We start from the raw sequence: 16,883 nt of genomic DNA on the forward strand, positions 1-16,883 counted from the left end.
GATGCAGCCTGCCCCCGCCTGTCCTAGACGCGCCGGCATGAACAGCCGGCCCACCGCCAAGCCCTGGATTTCCGCGATCCACGCCTATGTCCCCGGCAAGGCAAGCGGCGCGGGCGGGCAGCCGCTGGTCAAGCTGTCGGCCAACGAGAATCCCCTCGGGACGCCGCCCGCCGCACTGGAGGCGATGGCCCGCGCTCCCTCCCCCAGCCGCTATCCCGATCCCGATTCCACCGCGCTCCGGCAGGCGCTGGGCGCCAGGCACGGGATCGATCCGGCGCGGATCGTCTGCGGAACCGGCTCCGACGAATTGCTCAACCTGGCGGTGCAGGCGTTCGCGGGTCCGGGGGACGAGGTGCTGTTCCCGCGCTACAGCTTCGCGGTGTACGAGATCGCCGCCCGCCGCTGCGGGGCCGTGCCGGTCGAATCCGCCGATGCCGACTATGGCTGCGACGTCGACGCGCTGCTCGCCGCGGTCACGCCCCGCACCCGGGTGGTGCTGCTGGCCAATCCGAACAATCCCACCGGCACGTTCCTGCCGCGCGCCGAAGTGGCGCGGCTTCACGCCGGGCTCCCCGCCGACGTGCTGTTCGTGCTCGACCAGGCGTATGCCGAATACCTTGCGTCGCACGACGATGACGGCGGGCTCGCGCTCGCGGCCGCGCACGAAAACGTGCTGGTGACGCGCACCTTTTCCAAGATCTACGGCCTTGCGGGTGAGCGGATCGGCTGGGCGACCGGCGCGGCCGAGTTGGTGGGCGAACTCAACCGCATCCGCGGGCCGTTCAATGTCACGAACCAGGGGCAGGCGGCCGCACTGGCCGCGCTGGCGGATGACGAGTGGGTCAGCCGCTCGCGCACCGTCAACGCCGCCGAGCGGGCGCGGTTCGTTGCGGCGATCGAAGCGCTGGGCAACCATGGCGTTCGCGCGGTGCCGAGCCAGGGCAACTTCGTGCTGGTGACGTTTGGCGGAAACTTGCGCGCCGCAACCGCGCTGCAGGCAATCGCAGAGGCGGGCTTCGCGGTGCGGCACCTGCCGGGCCAGGGCTTGCCGAATGCGCTGCGCATCACGATCGGCCTTCCCGACCAGATGGACGCGGTGGTCGCCGCGATCGCCCAAGCCGCCGAGCGCGCGGGATGAGCTTCTCGCGCGTTGCGGTGATCGGCCTCGGGCTGCTCGGCGGCTCGGTCGGGCTGGCGGTGCAGGCAAACTTGCCCGGCTGCGACACCACCGGGTTCGACGCTGATCCGGACGTGCGCCGCCGCGCCGCCGAACGCGGCCTGGTGGCACGGGTGTGCGACACCGCCTCCGACGCGGTCGCGGGCGCCGAACTGGTGATCTTCTGCGTGCCGGTCGGCGCGATGGAGCAGGCCGCCGCCGATCTTGCCGGCGCGCTGATGCCCGATGCGATAGTCAGCGATGTCGGCTCATCGAAAGCGGCGGTCGCTGAGGCGCTGCGCCGCGCGCTGCCCGGCGTCTGCGTGATCCCCGCCCACCCGGTCGCGGGCACCGAGCGCAGCGGGCCCGATGCGGGCTTTGCGCACCTGTTCCGCCACCGCTGGTGCATCCTTACGCCTGCCGCCGACGCCGAACCCGCCGCCGTCGCACGGCTATCGGCGTTCTGGGAGGCGCTGGGCGCGGACATCGAGATCATGGACGCCGCGCACCACGACCTGGTGCTCGCGGTCACCAGCCACATCCCGCACCTGATCGCCTACACCATCGTCGGCACCGCGTCGGACTTGGAGGACGTGACCCGGGGCGAGGTGATCAAGTATTCCGCCGGTGGCTTCCGCGATTTCACCCGCATCGCGGCGAGCGATCCGACGATGTGGCGCGACGTGTTCCTCTCCAACCGCGAGGCGGTGCTGGAGATGCTCGGCCGCTTCACCGAGGATCTCACCGCGCTGCAGCGGGCGATCCGGCGGGGTGACGGCGAGGCGTTGTTCGACCTGTTCACTCGTACCCGGGACATCCGCCGCTCGATTGTCGAGCAGGGGCAGGACGATGCGCGGCCCGACTTCGGCCGCAGCGATCACTGACCTTCGCGGTTCAGCGCATTGATCGCCGCGTGGACCCGCGCTTCGGCCTCCTCGCGCGGCAGGCCGGCGGGTATCGCTTCGCCGAACCGGTAGGTGATCACGCCGCTGCGCTTCCACTTGCGGTGATACAACGGCCCGCTGTCCACCGCCACCGGCACCACCGGCAGGCCGAGCAGCTTGTACAAGCCGGCAAAGCCCGATTGCAGCGGCGGCTCGGTCCCGTGCGGCACGCGGGTGCCTTCAGGAAACAGCACCAGCGGACGCCCTTCGGCCACCAGCGCCTTGGCGGCCGAAATCATCGCCCGCAGCGCCTTGGGACCCTGGTCGCGCGCCACTGGCACCAGTCCGAACGCGCGGGCCGATGGTCCCCACAGGGGGATCGAGAACAGTTCTTCCTTGGCGAAGACCGAGGGGTTCACGAACAGTGCGGGCTGGTCGATCGCTTCGAAAAAGCTTTCGTGCTTGATGGCGTAGAACGCGGCCCCTTCCGGCGGCCTGCCCTCGACCCGGATGCGGATGCCGAGGAACACGCGGGCGCAGAAGCGGTGATACTGCGACCAGCCGCGCACCACCTTGCGGAACGCCTTCTGGCTGAACAGCAGCATCAGCAGCGAGCCCGAGGTGTAGCCGATCGAGCCGACGTAGAAGAACAGGTAGAACAGGAGGCTGCGCAGCAAGGCCATCGTCAGGTCCCTTGCGGCCAGAGGCGCGCCGCGGTGCTCGCCAGCAGCTTGTTGTATTCCAGGAACAGGATGCCGAGCCGTGGGCGCGAGGGCACGGCGTCGCGGATCACGCTGATGTTGGCGGGCAGCGCCGATTCCAGCTCACCCGCCGCCCGGCGCATGTGCCAGTCGGTGGTGACAAGCCGCAGGGAGCGGTACTCATGGTGGTCCATCCACGCTGCGGTTTCCGCCGCATTGCCGCGCGTGTCGACGGCGGCGAAGCCCAGGGTGACGCAGCATTCCATGGTCTGGGCGCGAACCTTGTACTCGGCGGCGAACTCGGCGGGGCGCACCTCGCGGTCGACCCCGGTGACCAGCATCGCGTTCGCCTGGCGCGCTGCCAGCAGTTCCAGCCCGCGGTCGATCCGCCCCGGCCCGCCTGTCGGCACCACGATCGCGTCGGTCCGTCCGGCGTCCGCCGGCTGCGGCAACGCGGCGGCGAACCACAGGAAGCCGAATGCGTACAGTAGCAGGACAAAGGCCAGCGTGCGGCGGATCACAACATTCTCCTCAATGCACCCAGCACCGTCAGCCGCGCGGTGAGCATGGCGATCATCACGCCGATCACCGGGATGGCCGCGATCAGCAGCCAGTCGATCGTGCCGAGCCCGCCGCCCGCCACCATGCCGGACCCCAGCGCCGCGAACTGCCGGCCGAGAACCACCACCGCGACCAGCCCCAGTCCCAGCCCGACCGCCCCGCCCGCGGCGGCGTCGAAGGCGACCGACCGTTGAAAGATGCGGGCGATCTGCGCGTCGGTGCCGCCCAGCAGGTGGACGATTTCGATAGTCCCGCGATTGCCGCCGAGCGCGCTGCGCGCCGCCAGCCAGACCGCCGCCGCGCTGGTCAGCGCCAGCAGCACGACCAGCGCGATCGCCAGCCACTGGAGCGAGGAGATCGCGGTAAATACTGGGCCCAGCCACGCCGATTGCGCGTCCACCCGCGCGGCGGGGGCAACCGCCGCCAGCGACCGGCGCAGCGCGGCCAGGCGCTGCGCGGTGGCGGGGCCGCGCAGTTCCACGTCGATCAACGCCGGGACCGGCACCGCCTCGTCCCCCGCGCCGCCCAGCCAGGGATCGAGCAGCGCGTCGAGTTCGGTTTGCGGCACCACCCGCACGGCGGCGACATCGCGGGAGCCGGCCAGCGCGCGCGCGGCGGCGCGGGTCTGGCGGTCACGCTCGGCGGCGAGCGGCTCGACGATCTGCACCGTCGCGGCACCGGATAACTCGGTCCGCGCGCTGTCGGCCAGGTTGCTCAGTGCCAGACCGCCGGCGCCCGCGATCACTGTCAGCGCGACCATGATCGCGATCACCCACGGCATCGGCCCGGCGAGGCGCGCGTGCGGCACCAGCGCGGCGGCGCGTTCGCCGCCGAACGGCACGAGGCTGCGCGCCACCGCGCGGGCAAGCACCGGCGGCCGCTTCACGCCAGCGCCTGAACGCGCGGTTCGCGCCGGGGCGGGTAGCGCAGCGCCCCGGTGGGATCGGACAGCCGCCCCTTGTCGAGCCGCATGATCAGCGAATCCGGCACCTTGCGCAGCAGGTGCACGTCGTGGGTGGCGACCACCACGGTGGTGCCGAGCCGATTGAGCGCTTCGAACAGGCGCAGCAGTTTGAGCGCCATTTCGGGATCGACGTTACCGGTCGGCTCGTCCGCCACCAGCATGTCGGGGCGGCCGATCACCGCGCGGGCGATGGCGACGCGCTGTTGCTCGCCGCCCGACAGGGTTGCAGGACGGGCATCGGCCCGGTGGGTGAGCCCGACCCAGTCGAGCATGTCGCTGACCGGCTTGCGCAGTTCCGCCTCGCGCACGCCCGACACCCGCAGCGGCAGCGCCACGTTGTCGAACGCCGACAGGTGGGGGATCAGCCGGAAGTCCTGGAACACCACTCCGAACCGGCGGCGGAACGCGGGCAGCCGCTCGCGCGGGACGGTGATGACATCGGTCCCGAACATGCGGATCGCCCCGCGCGAGGGACGCTGCGCCAGGTACAGCAGCTTGAGCATCGAGGTCTTGCCCGCGCCGCTCGCCCCGGTGAGGAAATAGAAGCCGCCGGGGTGCAGGGTGAACGACACATCGCTCAGGATTTCGCGGTCGGTGCCGTATCGCAGCCCCACGTTGTCGAACGTGACCACCTCGCCCCCATCGGCATTCACCGCGTGGCACCAAGTACAAAAGGGGAATATCGCGCGGTAATCATCGGCGAAAGGGCTATAGACCGGCTTCCATGTGGAAAAAAGCCGTATGGCAGGGTGATGCACGGCGGCGCATCTTGTGCACGCGCCCCGCTTGCGTCAGATTCTTTACCATGATCATCTCCTGCCCCGCCTGCACGACGCGCTACGTTGTGCCGGACAGCGCCATCGGCGCGGAAGGGCGGACGGTGCGATGCGCCAAATGCCGTCACAGCTGGTTTCAGGATGGCCCCGAGCTGGAGGGCGCGCCTCCCCCCGCAGCGTCGCCGGAACCCCCAGCCGCTGCTCCGGCGCCGCGCGCCTCGGCGGTGCCGCCGACAGCAGCGCGGTCCGGCATCGTCTCCGCGCCGGAAACCGGGTCTCAGCCAGAACAGGAGCCAGAGCCGCCGATCTACGACGATCCTGCCGAGGCGCCCGCGCCCACGGTGGTCGAAACCACGCCGGCACCCGAGCCCGCCGCGCAGGATTACGGCGAGGAGATCTCGCAGTTCGATTATGCCCCGCCGTTCCGTCCGCGCCGCAATCTGGCGAAGGTGTGGACTGCCGCCGCCGCGCTGTTCGCGGTGCTGGCGCTGGGCACGGTGGCGGCCGTCAGCTACTGGGGCCTGCCCGACTGGGTGCCGGTCAGCCGGCCGACCTTCGCGCTGGGCCAGCCCGACCTGGTGCTCGATTTCCCCCGCCAGAAGCAGGAGCGGCGCACGCTGCCGAACGGGACCGAGTACTTCGGCGCCAGCGGCACGGTGAAAAACGTCGGGCGTGAAACCCGCACCGTGCCGTCGATCCTGGTGGTGCTGCGCGATGCGCGCGAACGGATCGTCTACAGCTGGGAGATCGCGCCGCCCAAGTCGTCGCTCGCCCCGGGCGAGACGATGACCATCACGCAGGCGATGGCCGACGTCCCCCGCTCGGCCAAATTTGCCGAGATCGGATGGAAGCCGGCCTGACCGGTCAGGCGCCCGCGAGCACGTCCTCGACCGAGGCGTATTCGTACCCCAGTTCCTCGGCCACCGCCTGATACGTCACCTTGCCGGCGTGGACGTTGAGCCCCGCGCCAAGGTGCGGGTTGCGCCGCAGCGCCTCACGCCAGCCGAGTTCGGCGATCTTCAGCGCGTGCGGCAAGGTCACGTTGTTGAGCGCGTACGTGCTGGTCCGCGCCACCGCGCCCGGCATGTTGGCGACGCAGTAATGCACGATGCCATCGACCACATACGTCGGGTCGGCGTGAGTCGTGGCATGGCTGGTTTCGAAACAGCCGCCCTGGTCGATCGCGACATCGACCAGCACCGCGCCCGGCTTCATGCACTTCAGCATGTCGCGGGTGACCAGCTTGGGCGCGGCCGCTCCGGGGATCAGCACCGCGCCGATGACGAGGTCCGCCTCGCACAGCATCTGCTCGATGTTCGCCTGGTTGGAGAAGCGCGTCTTGGCGCGGCTTTCGAAATGGGTGCCGAGCCGTTCGAGCACCTCGGGATCGCGGTCGAGAATGGTGGTGTCGGCGCCCAGGCCGACCGCCATCTGCGCGGCGTTGAACCCGACCACGCCGCCGCCGATCACCATCACCTTGCCCGGCAGCACGCCCGGCACGCCGCCCAGCAGCACACCGCGCCCGCCGTGCGCCTTTTCCAGTGCCGTCGCGCCCGCCTGGATGCTCATCCGGCCAGCGACCTGGCTCATCGGCTTGAGCAGCGGCAAGGTGTTGCCCGGCCCGGTCACCGTTTCATACGCGATGCCGGTCACGCCCGACTTCACCAGATCGGCGGTCTGCTCCGGATCGGGGGCCAGGTGCAGGTAGGTGTATAGCACCTGGTCCGCGCGCAGCTTGGCACGCTCGACCGCCTGCGGTTCCTTGACCTTCACCACCATCTCGCACTGCGCGAAGATCGGATCGGGCCCGTCCTGGATCACGGCGCCCGCCTGGCGGTACTGGCCGTCATCCGCCCCGATGCCGAGCCCGGCGCCGGTCTCCACCCACACCTCGTGCCCGTGGGCCGTCAGTTCGCGGACGCTTTCGGGGGTCAGGCCGACGCGGTATTCGTGATTCTTGATTTCCTTGGGGCAGCCGATGCGCATCGCCGTGCTCTCCTCTTGTGCGCGCGCTCGTTACAGTTGCAACCATCGGGCGGCAAGAGGCGCCGGCGCCGCCAATCTCCCGCACATGCGTCATGCAGTTGTCACACATGCGCCGTAATGCTGTCGGGAAAGCTTCACAAAAGCTTCATCGAGGAGCCAGCCCACGTGACGATCACCCGCCTCTCGCTGTCCGCCGCGGCACTCGCAGTCGCTTCCGGATGGAGCGCGCCCGCCGCGGCGCAGGATGCGGCGGTCGCGCGCGAGCTTGCCGCGATGCGCGCCCAGATGTCGGCGATGGCGGACCGTATCGATTCGCTGGAAGCTGAACTCGCTTCCGCCAAGGCGGCGCCGCCGGCCCCCGCCGACGCCACCGCCGCTGCGAATGCACCGGCCCAACCGGCGGCCGCGACCGACATCGCGTGGAAAGGCGCGCCGGAGGTCAGCACCGCCAGCGGGTGGAGCTTCAAGCCGCGCGGCCGGATCCAGCTTGACGCGGGCACCGTCAGCAGCCCGGCGGGCGTCACCGATGCCAGCACCGGCTTCAGCAGCGAACTGCGCCGCGCGTACCTCGGCGTCGAGGGCAAAATGCCGGGCGGCTTCGGCTATCGGGCGGAAATCGATGTGGCCGCAAGCTCGGTCGAGGTGACCGATCTTTACCTGACGTATCAGGCATCCGAACAGGTTGGCATCACCCTCGGCCACCAGAAGCCGTTCTGGGGTCTGGAGGAAATGACCAGCGACCTGTTCACCAGCTTCACGGAGCGGGCGGCGGTCAACACCGCGTTCGGCTTCGAACGCCGGCTGGGCCTCAGCGCTTCCTACAGCGCCGGCGACGTGCTGCTGCAGGGGGGCGTGTTCACCGACAACGTGGCCGATCTCGAAGACGACGAAAACAACGCGCTTTCGGTCGATGGCCGGGCGGTATTCATGCCCAAACTGGGCGGGGCGCAGCTCCACCTTGGCGGATCGGTCCACTACCGCGAACTCAACGATGCGGCATCCAGCGTGCGCTATCGCGTGCGGCCGCTGATCCACAGCACCGACATCCGCTTCATCGACACCGGCAACCTCGCCGCCACCCGCGAGCTGGGCTACGGGCTGGAAGCGGCATATTTGAAAGGCCCGGTCCACATCGCGAGCGAGGCGCACTGGCAACGGGTCAACCGGCCCGGCGCGCTGACCGACCCGACCTTTTTCGGCGGCTACGTGGAAGCCGGCGTGTTCCTGACCCGGGGCGACAGCCGCGGCTACAAGGGCGGCGTGTTCGATCGGGTGAAGCCCAAGCGCCCGGTGGACAAGGGCGGTTTAGGGGCGGTGCAGGTCAACCTGCGCTATGACTATCTCGATCTGGTCGACGCGGGCGTGATCGGCGGCAAGCAGGACGGGTACGAGCTGGGCCTGGTGTGGACACCGACCGATTATACCCGGTTCATGGCCAGCTATGGCCACCTGGTCTATTCGCGCGCCGCGCTGCCGGCCGCGGGCGGGAAGCGCAATTACGCGGTGGACGCGCTGGGGATGCGCGCGCAAATCGACTTCTGATCATCACGCGGCTGTCATCCGCCTGTCACACGCCGCCCCCACAGGGGCGGTCGATCCATTGCCAAGGGGCCCAACACATGCACCTCAAGACTTTCGCCTTCGCCGCCGTATCGGCGCTCACTGTCGCCGCTTGCGGCAGTTCCGGCGGCGCGGGCGGCGCGCGTGACACGATCCGCGCGGTCGGCTCGTCCACCGTCTATCCCTTCGCCAAGAAGGTCGCCGAAGATTACGTGGCCGCCAACCAGGGGATGAAGAGCCCGCTGATCGAATCGACCGGTACCGGCGGGGGCATCAAGCTGTTCTGCGCCGGCCTTGGCCAGGCGACCCCCGACATGGTCAACGCCAGCCGGCGGATGAAGGCGAGCGAGTTCGCCGACTGCCAGAAGAACGGCGTAACCGACGTGGTCGAGGTGCAGGTCGGGCTTGACGGGATCGCGTTCGCATCCGCCAAGGGCGGCATCGTGCTGCCGCTGACGCCCGAGATCGTCTACAAGGCACTCGCTGCCCGGCCGTACGGCAAGGAACAGACCGCCAAGACCTGGGCCGATGTCGACCCGTTGCTGCCCGCCAAGCCGATCCTGGTCTACGGCCCGCCCTCCACCTCCGGCACCCGCGACGCGCTGAAGGAACTGATCCTCACCAAGGGCTGCGAAAGCGACCCGGCGATGAAGGCGCTGAAGGACAGCGACAAGGACAAGTTCGAACAGGTCTGCACCGAAGTCCGGTCGGACGGCGCCTTTGTCGACCAGGGTGAGCAGGACAACCTCATTGTCCAGAAGATCGAAGGCAATCCCAACGCGGTCGGCGTGTTCGGTTTCTCGTATCTCGAGGAGAACGGTGAAAAGCTGCAGGATCAGCCGATGAACGGGGTCGAGGCGACGTACGACAACATCTCGACCTTCAAGTACCCCGGCGCGCGGCCGCTGTATGTCTATTACAAGAAGCAGCACGTGGGCGTGATCCCCGGCCTGTCCGAATTCATCACCCAGTGGACCATGAGCTGGGGCAAGGATGGCCCGCTCGCCAAGGTCGGCTTCGTCGCCGCGCCCGACGATGTGCAGGCCACCGCACGCCAGAACGCCACTCAGGGCACGGTGATGACGGCCGACGGGCTGAAGTAAGCGTCGCCCGCGCCTCACAAAAAAAGCCCCGCCGGCACGGACCGGCGGGGCTTTTTTGCTACTTGGCCTGCGGCCTAGAAATCGAGGCTGACGCGCCCGTACACGAAGCGGCCGTTGAAGCCCGATGGCGAGAACTGGCTGAACGGGATGAAGTACCCGTTGAGGCCGTAGTTCTGCCCGCCGTCGAGACCGAAGCGCACCCGGTCGGGGTAGCTGTCGAACAGGTTGTTCGCGCCCACCGCCAGTTCCAGCCGGTCCATGACCTTGGCGCGCAGTTCGGCGTCGGTCACCCACTGCTTGGACAGGACCTGGTCGCGCGCCGCATCCGCGCCGGGGATCAGCACCTCGCCAAAGCGGTTGGCCCGCGCGGTGAAGCCGAAGATGCCCGAATCCCAGTCGAACCCGACGTTGAGCTTGGTGCGTGGCTGGCCGCGCGTGAGCCGCAGCGATTCCTGCCGGCCGAACAGGGTCAGCCCCGGCAAGGTGGGCAGGACGGCCGCGTCGGTGATCTTCGTCTTGTTGTGGCTGAAGCCCGCGGTCAGCGACAGGTTGCCGAGGCCCATGTCGGGCACGCGGTAGGTGCCGACGATCTCGTAACCGCGGGTGCGGGTGTCGATGCCGTTGACGAAGAACCGCGCCGAGCTGACGTTGTTGAACCCGTTCTGCTGCAGCAGCGAAACCACCGCCGCGCCTTGCAGGATTTCGGTCACCACGATCCGGTCATCGATGTCGATGTTGTAGTAATCGGCCGTGATGTTGAACCCGGGGATCAGCGAGAACGTCGCGCCTCCCGACCAGTTGAGCGACTTTTCCGGCTGGAGCGGCTGGGAACCCAGCACTACCGCGACGGGGTTGTTCACCGGCACTGTCAGAATGTCGACCAGCACGCCGTTGACGTTGTTGGTCGAGGTGGTGGCGTAGAACTGCTGCTGCAGCGACGGCGCGCGGAAGCCGGTCGAAATCGAGCCGCGCAGCGCGATGCCGTCGATCGGTTCGAAACGGGCGGCGGCCTTGCCGTTGATGGTGTCGCCGAAGTCGGAGAAATTCTCGTACCGTCCGGCCAGCTGGATGGTCAGCGCGTCCGACAGGTCGGTCTCAAGCTCAAGATACGCGGCCTTCGAATTACGGCTTGCGTCCACCTCGTTGGCAGGACGGAAGCCTGGGAACACCTGCGCGCCTGCCGGAGCGAACAGCGGAGCCGGGGCGAACGGACCGCCGGCATAGCTCTGGAAATCGCCGGCCACGATGCGGAAGTTCTCGTCGCGGTATTCGGCGCCGAACGCGACCGACACGCCGCTGCCGATGCCGAAATCGAACGTGCGTTGCAGATCGAGGTTCGCCGTCGTCTGGCCGAAGCGGAGCGATCCGGCATCGAACTTCCGCTGGCTCGCTTCGCCGAAGCTGACGTTGAAGCTGTTCTCGACCCCGAACTGGAAGCGGTTGGTGCCGTAGACCACGCTGGCATCGTAGTTCCATTCGTCACCGAATGTCCCCCGGATGCCGGCGGCGGCGGCGATATCCTCGATGTCGCCAGTGATCAGCGGGAGGAAGCCGTCGGCGTAATACGGCACGAACGCGGTGGTGGAGGCCGAGAAATTGCGGTTCCGGGCGTCGTTGGCGCGGCGATAGAAGCCCGCGCTTTCGGAATCGCGCCGGTTGTAGCTGGCAAAGGTGTAGAATTCGGCCGCCGGCGACAGTTCGTAACCCGCGTTGATGAACGCCGTGAAGTCGGTCGTCTGCGGGTCGCCGTACCGGTGGGTGTAACGGTCGATGGTCTGCTCGCGCGGATCGGCCAGCCCGCCGGCCAGGCTGGGGTACTGCTGGCGCGGATCGGCGCCCGAGCGGTTGGTCGGGTTCTTGTCCTGGTACTGGAGCGCGACGTTGAGATAGCCGCCGGGCCCGACCGGCAGGCCGAGCGCGGTGGCCAGCGTCAGCGTGCCGCCATCGCGCCGCTTCCGTTCGCGGCCGGTGTCGGTCAGCTGGTAGACGCCGCCCGCGCCGGCCGTGGTGTCGAGCACCGGCTGGCCGTTCGCACCCAGCACCGGTCCGCCCTGCTGCAGCACATCGTCCATCGTGGTGATGTACTTGCCATAGGTGACCTGCGCCCGGTTGCCTTCCCGCTTGCGCAGCTGGACGTTGATCACGCCGGCGATCGCATCGGACCCGTACTGCGACGAGGCACCATCGCGCAGCACCTCGATCCGCTCGATCGCGATCGGCGGGATGGTGTTGAGATCGACCGCCGCCGAACCGCGCCCGACCGAGCCGTTGAGATTGAGCAGCGCCGAGGTGTGGCGCCGCTTGCCGTTGACCAGCACCAGCGTCTGGTCCGGCGCCAGGCCGCGCAGCGTCGCCGGGCGCACCGCATCGGTGCCGTCGGTGATGGCGGGCTGGGGGAAGTTGAAGCTGGGCACCAGCTGGTTGAGGATGCGGTTGGTGTCGGTGTAACCGTTGTCGGTCAGCTGATCGCCGCCGATGACGTCGATCGGCACCGGGCTGTCGGCCACGGTGCGATCCGTCCGGCGGGTGCCGGTGACGATGATCTGTTCCTGCGGGGTGGCCTCACCCGCCGCCGAAGCCGCCGTTTCGTTGGGCACATCCTGCGCCGCCACCGGCAGCGCGACCGATGCGACGATCAGCGCCGAGGCCGATGCGAGCAGACGTGAGGATTGACGTGACATAGATGACCTCCCTGGTTTGACGGGAAATTACATTCATGCCGCGGGAACGCGTACTAAATTGCGCAGGTGTGTGATTTTTGCGCGAACTGTTGCTGTTGCGTTACAATTCTCTAGCGACGTTCCGGCCGCCGTAGCGTCAGGTCACAGCGGATTGCCGTCCTTGTCGCGGTAGATGTCGCGCCGGCCGACATGGTTGGCGGGGCCGACGAAGCCATCCTCCTCCATCTTCTCGATCCACTTGGCGGCGGTGTTGTAGCCGACGCCCATCTGGCGCTGGAGCCACGAACCCGACGCCTTCTGATGTTCGAACACGATCTGGCAGGCCTGGCGATACTTGCGCTCTTCGGGATTGTCGGACGCGGTCAGTTCGTCATCGAAGCCGAAGCCCATGCCTTCTTCAGGCTCCTCGGTCACAGCGTCGACGTAATCGGGCTTGCCCTGGCCGCGCCAGTGTTCAGCCACGCGCTCCACCTCGTCGTCGGACACGAACGGGCCGTGGACACGCTGAAGCGCGCCCGACCCCGGCTTGTAGAGCATGTCGCCCTTGCCCAGCAGCTGTTCGGCGCCCTGCTCACCCAGGATCGTGCGGCTGTCGATGCGGCTGGTGACGTTGAAGCTGATGCGGGTCGGCAGATTGGCCTTGATCACGCCGGTGATGACATCGACCGACGGGCGCTGGGTGGCCATGATCAGGTGGATGCCCGCCGCGCGGCTTTTCTGGCTGAGCCGCTGGATCAGCACTTCGACTTCCTTGCCGACGGTGACCATCAGGTCGGCCAGTTCGTCGACGATCAGCACGATCTGCGGCAGCGCCGTGTATTCGAGCTGCTCTTCCTCGAACAGTTCCTCGCCGGTGTCGGGATCGAACCCGGTCTGGACCCGGCGGCCGAGCGGCTTGCCCTTCGCGTTGGCGGTGCGGACCCGTTCGTTGAAGCCGGCGATGTTGCGCGCGCCGATGCTGCTCATCCAGCGATACCGCCGCTCCATCTCCTCGACCGCCCATTTCAGCGCGCGGACCGCCTTCGACGGCTCGGTTACCACCGGCGACAGCAGGTGCGGAATGTCGTCGTAGCTTTTCAGCTCCAGCACCTTGGGGTCGATCAGGATCAGCCGGCAATCGTCGGGCGTGAAGCGGTAAAGCAGGCTGAGGAGGATGCAGTTGAGCCCGACCGACTTGCCCGACCCGGTGGTGCCGGCGACCAGCAGGTGCGGCATCGCGGCCAGATCGGCCACGATCGGTTCGCCGGCGATGTCCTTGCCCAGGATGATCGGCAGCGTGCCCTTGGCATCGACGAACGCCTCGCACCCGGCGAGTTCCTTGTACGCGATCGTCTGGCGGTCGGCATTGGGCAGTTCGATGCCCATCACCGTCTTGCCGGGGATAGAGGACACGCGCGCGCTGATCGCGCTCATGTTGCGGGCAATGTCTTCGGCGAGGCCGATCACGCGGCTGGCCTTGATGCCCGGCGCCGGCTCCAGTTCGTACATCGTCACCACCGGGCCGGTGCGGACCGCGGTGATCTCGCCCTTGACGTTGAAGTCGTCGAGCACGGTTTCCAGCAGCCGCGCGTTGCGCTCCAGCGCCAGCTTGTCGAGCTTGGGCGCGGCCTGCGACGGAGGATCGGTAAGCAGGTCGATGCTGGGCAGCTGATAGCTGGCGAACAGGTCCTTCTGCGCGGTCTTGCCGGCGGGCTTGGCCGGGCGCGGGGCCAGGCTCGGCTCGGCAATCTCGGGCGCGCGGCGCTCGGTGAACTGCGGCGCTTCGTCGGGTGCGGCAGCCTCACGCTTGGCGCGCGGCTTGGGCATGAACGGCAGGTCCACCTCCGCCAGCCGCTCGGGCAGCGCCGGCGCGCGCTTCAGGAAGCGCGGCAGGGTGAGCAGCTGCACCCAGTCGAGCGCGAACACGCGGGTCACGCCGATCACTCCGCCTGCCAGCGCGACCAGTGCCAGTGCCAGGATCACCCAGCCGGAGATGCCTTCGCCCAGCCGGCTCGCGACCGCCTCGATCCCCGCGGCGCCGAGCAGTCCGGTGATCCCGCCGAGCGAGGCGGGCAGCGACCCGCCGGGCCGGTCGAACGCCAGCGCCAGCACGGTGCCGATCAGCGCCATCGATCCGAGCAGCAGCAGGGTCGGCCGCCACCAGCGGGTGCGCAGATCCTCGTCCTCGTCCTCGATATCGTGCCACAGCTTGCGCGCGAATACGTAGAGCAGCGGCAGCAGCAGGACCCCGGTCGCGCCGAACAGGAAGTACACGCGTTCGGCAAGCCACGCCCCGCTCGCGCCCATCCAGTTGCGCACGTCATCGCCAGCGGCGGCGGTCGAGCCGCTGGGGTCGGTCTGGGTGTAGCTGGCGAGCGCGAGGCCGAGGAACAGCATCGCGCCGAACAGCGCGGCGGCGCCGGTCATCTGCGCGGCCCGGCGCAAGCTGCGGCGAAACGCCGCGCGCCAATCGGCCACGGGCGTCCTGCCCGTTCCTGGCCCGATTGCCCGTGTCGCCATTGCCGCTTTCCCCCTAACCCGTCTGAGGCGGTTATCGCAGGTCGGGGACTCAGGCGTCAAGAATCCATGACGTCAGCGGTGCGCGGCGTCAGGAATCCTGTTTGAGCGCAAGTCCGTCGATCGCCGCCCAGCGACCCCACCCCAGCTCGCGGGCACGTTCGAAGGTCATGCCGCCCAGCGCGATCACCGGCATTTCCGCCAGCGCCGCGAGCGCATGGAACCGTTCGGGGCCAAGCGGGGTGATGTTGGGATGCGTGCGGGTGGCGAACACCGGCGACAGCATCACCGCATCTGCGCCAGAAGCGTTGGCGTGCGCGATCTCGTTCGCGTCGTGCACGGTCGCCACGCGGAGCAGTTCGGGCGCTTCGCCGACCGCTTCGGGCGGACCGTAGCTGCCGACCGCGCCCCACTCGCGCGCCTGATCGTCGCTGCCGGACAGGAGCGCGAGCAACCCGCCTTCGCGCACCAGCGGCATCAGTTCGTCCCACCGCGCACGGCGGCTTCGGGGGTCGAGGTGATAGTGGCGGAAGATGAACGCGGAACCGCGCGGCAAGGCGCGCAGCGCGCGGGGCAGCAACTCGTCGTTGCGCGGATCCGACAGGAGCCACAGATCGGGGAGAGACTGGCGCATGCCCATGCCGCCGTTATAGCGCATCGGACCATGAATGCAGCGTTGCGCCTCAGCGAAATCCACGACCGTATCGCCCACGCCGTCACGCTGGCGCGGCGGGAACCTGCCGAAGTGACGCTGGTCGCGGTGAGCAAGACTCACCCTGCCGAAGCGATCGCGCCGCTGCTGGAGGCGGGCCAGCGGGTGTTCGGTGAGAACCGGGTGCAGGAAGCGGCCGCCAAGTGGCCCGCCCTGCGCGAACGCTGGCCCGATGCTCAGCTGCACCTCGTCGGTCAGCTTCAGTCGAACAAGGCCGAGGACGCCGCGCGCCTGTTCGATTGCATCCACTCGCTCGACCGGCCGAGCCTGCTGACGGCACTCGCCAGGGCGTTCGACAGAGTCGGGCGGCGTGTGCCGTGCTTCATGCAGGTCGACGCCGGAGAGGAACCGCAGAAGGGCGGCTGCGCGGTGAAGGATCTGCCCGCGCTGCTGAGTGAGGCGCGCGCAGCGGACGTGCCGGTGATCGGCCTGATGTGCGTCCCGCCATCAGGGATCGAGCCGGCGCCGTTCTTCGCCCTGCTCGACAAGCTGGCGCGCGATCACGGACTGGATGGGCGCTCCATGGGCATGAGCGGCGATTTCGAGACGGCGATCATGCTGGGCGCGACGCACGTCCGCGTGGGCACGGCGCTGTTCGGAACGCGCGACTAGCCGCCCGCTACTTCCAGGCGAAGATCAGGCGGCCGGGGCCGAGCCGGTCCATCACGTCGCCAAGCGCCGCAGCGGTGAACGCGAAGCATCCCTGGCTGCGGCCGATCAGCCCTTGCGCGGCGGCCATCGTCTCGCTGACGTAATCCGCCGCATAGATCACGATCGCGCGCGGTTCGGCCATGTCGTTGTCGGGATCGAGCCCGATCAGCCGGCGCGAGCGGCCATGCTTGCCGACGTACTCCGCGCTGGTCAGGAAGGCCCCGCGCGACGAGGCGTTGGAATCGGGCTGGTTGGAGAACCGATGCAGCCAGCCGCTGCGCTCCGGATCGGACCCGCTGCCGTGCGCGACGAGGTGGCTGGACACGTCCCCGCTGGCGAGATCGACCAGGTGGAACCGCGGCTCGCGCGAGGCTTGCGCGAAATCGACCACGCCGATGCGGTCGCGGTGCGCGATCCGTCCGCCGTGCGCATCGAGCGCCGCGAGCGCGCGCGGGAACAGCCGCGGCATGTCGAGGTCCGGCGCGGCGGAAACGGGGGCTGCAGCCACACGCGGCAACGGCCTGGGCGCCGTCCAGCGCGACGCGCTCGATGCCAGCGGAATGGCCAGACCAGCGGCGGCAATGCCCGCGCCTGCAAGAAACTTCCGGCGATCCGGTTGAAGCGAATGAGTGGCTGCGACCATTACCGGGGC

The 16,883-nt window shown here is 68.7% G+C and carries 15 protein-coding genes; 6 read left to right on the top strand and 9 right to left on the bottom strand.

The window, feature by feature from the left end; genetic code table 11:
- The first annotated feature begins 37 nt into the window (after window positions 1-37).
- A complete protein-coding gene (gene hisC, locus E0504_RS07805; protein WP_131622746.1) occupies window positions 38-1,138 on the top strand; it encodes a histidinol-phosphate transaminase in 1,101 nt (366 codons plus the stop codon).
- Window positions 1,135-2,040 carry a prephenate/arogenate dehydrogenase family protein gene (locus E0504_RS07810; protein WP_131622748.1) on the top strand — a complete coding sequence of 302 codons (906 nt, stop codon included), beginning with the start codon at window positions 1,135-1,137 and terminating at the stop codon, window positions 2,038-2,040. The genes hisC and E0504_RS07810 overlap by 4 nt, the downstream gene beginning before the upstream one ends.
- On the opposite strand, the gene E0504_RS07815 is transcribed toward E0504_RS07810, so the two are convergent.
- Genes E0504_RS07815 through ftsE form a run of 4 tightly spaced genes read right to left on the bottom strand, consistent with a single transcriptional unit; the run spans window position 2,034 to window position 4,919 of the window.
- Window positions 2,034-2,723: a 1-acyl-sn-glycerol-3-phosphate acyltransferase gene (locus E0504_RS07815; protein WP_131622750.1), complete on the bottom strand. Its 690-nt coding sequence runs from the start codon at window positions 2,721-2,723 to the stop codon at window positions 2,034-2,036. The genes E0504_RS07810 and E0504_RS07815 overlap by 7 nt on opposite strands.
- 2 nt (window positions 2,724-2,725) lie before the next feature.
- On the bottom strand, window positions 2,726-3,262 hold the full coding sequence (locus E0504_RS07820) for a YdcF family protein (protein ID WP_131622752.1): 537 nt from the start codon (window positions 3,260-3,262) through the stop codon (window positions 2,726-2,728).
- The gene (locus tag E0504_RS07825; protein WP_131622754.1) at window positions 3,259-4,188 is read right to left on the bottom strand and encodes an ABC transporter permease; all 930 of its coding nucleotides are present in this window, start codon (window positions 4,186-4,188) and stop codon (window positions 3,259-3,261) included. The genes E0504_RS07820 and E0504_RS07825 overlap by 4 nt, the downstream gene beginning before the upstream one ends.
- Window positions 4,185-4,919, bottom strand: coding sequence for a cell division ATP-binding protein FtsE (gene ftsE / locus E0504_RS07830; protein WP_131623062.1), 735 nt, complete (start codon window positions 4,917-4,919; stop codon window positions 4,185-4,187). The genes E0504_RS07825 and ftsE overlap by 4 nt, the downstream gene beginning before the upstream one ends.
- Before the next feature lie 152 nt (window positions 4,920-5,071).
- On the opposite strand from ftsE, the gene E0504_RS07835 reads away from it, so the two are divergent.
- Complete coding sequence (locus tag E0504_RS07835; RefSeq protein ID WP_131622756.1) at window positions 5,072-5,902, top strand: zinc-ribbon domain-containing protein; 831 nt, start codon at window positions 5,072-5,074, stop codon at window positions 5,900-5,902.
- A gap of 4 nt (window positions 5,903-5,906) precedes the next feature.
- Here the strand turns inward: E0504_RS07835 and ald are convergent, their stop codons facing one another.
- On the bottom strand, window positions 5,907-7,028 hold the full coding sequence (gene ald / locus E0504_RS07840; protein WP_131622758.1) for an alanine dehydrogenase: 1,122 nt from the start codon (window positions 7,026-7,028) through the stop codon (window positions 5,907-5,909).
- A gap of 165 nt (window positions 7,029-7,193) precedes the next feature.
- Between ald and E0504_RS07845 the strand changes: the two genes are divergently transcribed.
- Together E0504_RS07845 and E0504_RS07850 are read left to right on the top strand one after the other, a co-directional pair.
- Window positions 7,194-8,570 carry an OprO/OprP family phosphate-selective porin gene (locus E0504_RS07845; RefSeq protein WP_207912302.1) on the top strand — a complete coding sequence of 459 codons (1,377 nt, stop codon included), beginning with the start codon at window positions 7,194-7,196 and terminating at the stop codon, window positions 8,568-8,570.
- 77 nt (window positions 8,571-8,647) lie between these two features.
- Complete coding sequence (locus E0504_RS07850; protein ID WP_131622760.1) at window positions 8,648-9,691, top strand: substrate-binding domain-containing protein; 1,044 nt, start codon at window positions 8,648-8,650, stop codon at window positions 9,689-9,691.
- Window positions 9,692-9,765: 74 nt separating this feature from the next.
- On the opposite strand, the gene E0504_RS07855 is transcribed toward E0504_RS07850, so the two are convergent.
- The 3 genes from E0504_RS07855 to E0504_RS07865 form a co-directional block, all read right to left on the bottom strand.
- Window positions 9,766-12,372 (bottom strand): TonB-dependent siderophore receptor, encoded by a 2,607-nt coding sequence (locus E0504_RS07855; RefSeq protein WP_131622762.1) that lies wholly within the window; start codon window positions 12,370-12,372, stop codon window positions 9,766-9,768.
- Window positions 12,373-12,513: 141 nt separating this feature from the next.
- Entirely contained in the window at window positions 12,514-14,871 is a 2,358-nt protein-coding gene (locus E0504_RS07860; RefSeq protein WP_131622765.1) for a DNA translocase FtsK 4TM domain-containing protein, read from the bottom strand.
- 88 nt (window positions 14,872-14,959) lie between these two features.
- Window positions 14,960-15,565, bottom strand: coding sequence for a thiamine phosphate synthase (locus E0504_RS07865; protein WP_207912306.1), 606 nt, complete (start codon window positions 15,563-15,565; stop codon window positions 14,960-14,962).
- Between E0504_RS07865 and E0504_RS07870 the strand changes: the two genes are divergently transcribed.
- On the top strand, window positions 15,533-16,192 hold the full coding sequence (locus E0504_RS07870) for a YggS family pyridoxal phosphate-dependent enzyme (protein ID WP_131622767.1): 660 nt from the start codon (window positions 15,533-15,535) through the stop codon (window positions 16,190-16,192). The two genes, E0504_RS07865 and E0504_RS07870, sit on opposite strands and share 33 nt — an antisense overlap.
- Window positions 16,193-16,199: 7 nt before the next feature.
- Here the strand turns inward: E0504_RS07870 and E0504_RS07875 are convergent, their stop codons facing one another.
- Window positions 16,200-16,874 (bottom strand): murein L,D-transpeptidase catalytic domain family protein, encoded by a 675-nt coding sequence (locus E0504_RS07875; protein WP_131622768.1) that lies wholly within the window; start codon window positions 16,872-16,874, stop codon window positions 16,200-16,202.
- Window positions 16,875-16,883: the final 9 nt, after the last annotated feature.

The sequence above is a fragment of the Parafrankia sp. BMG5.11 genome (assembly GCF_004337455.1).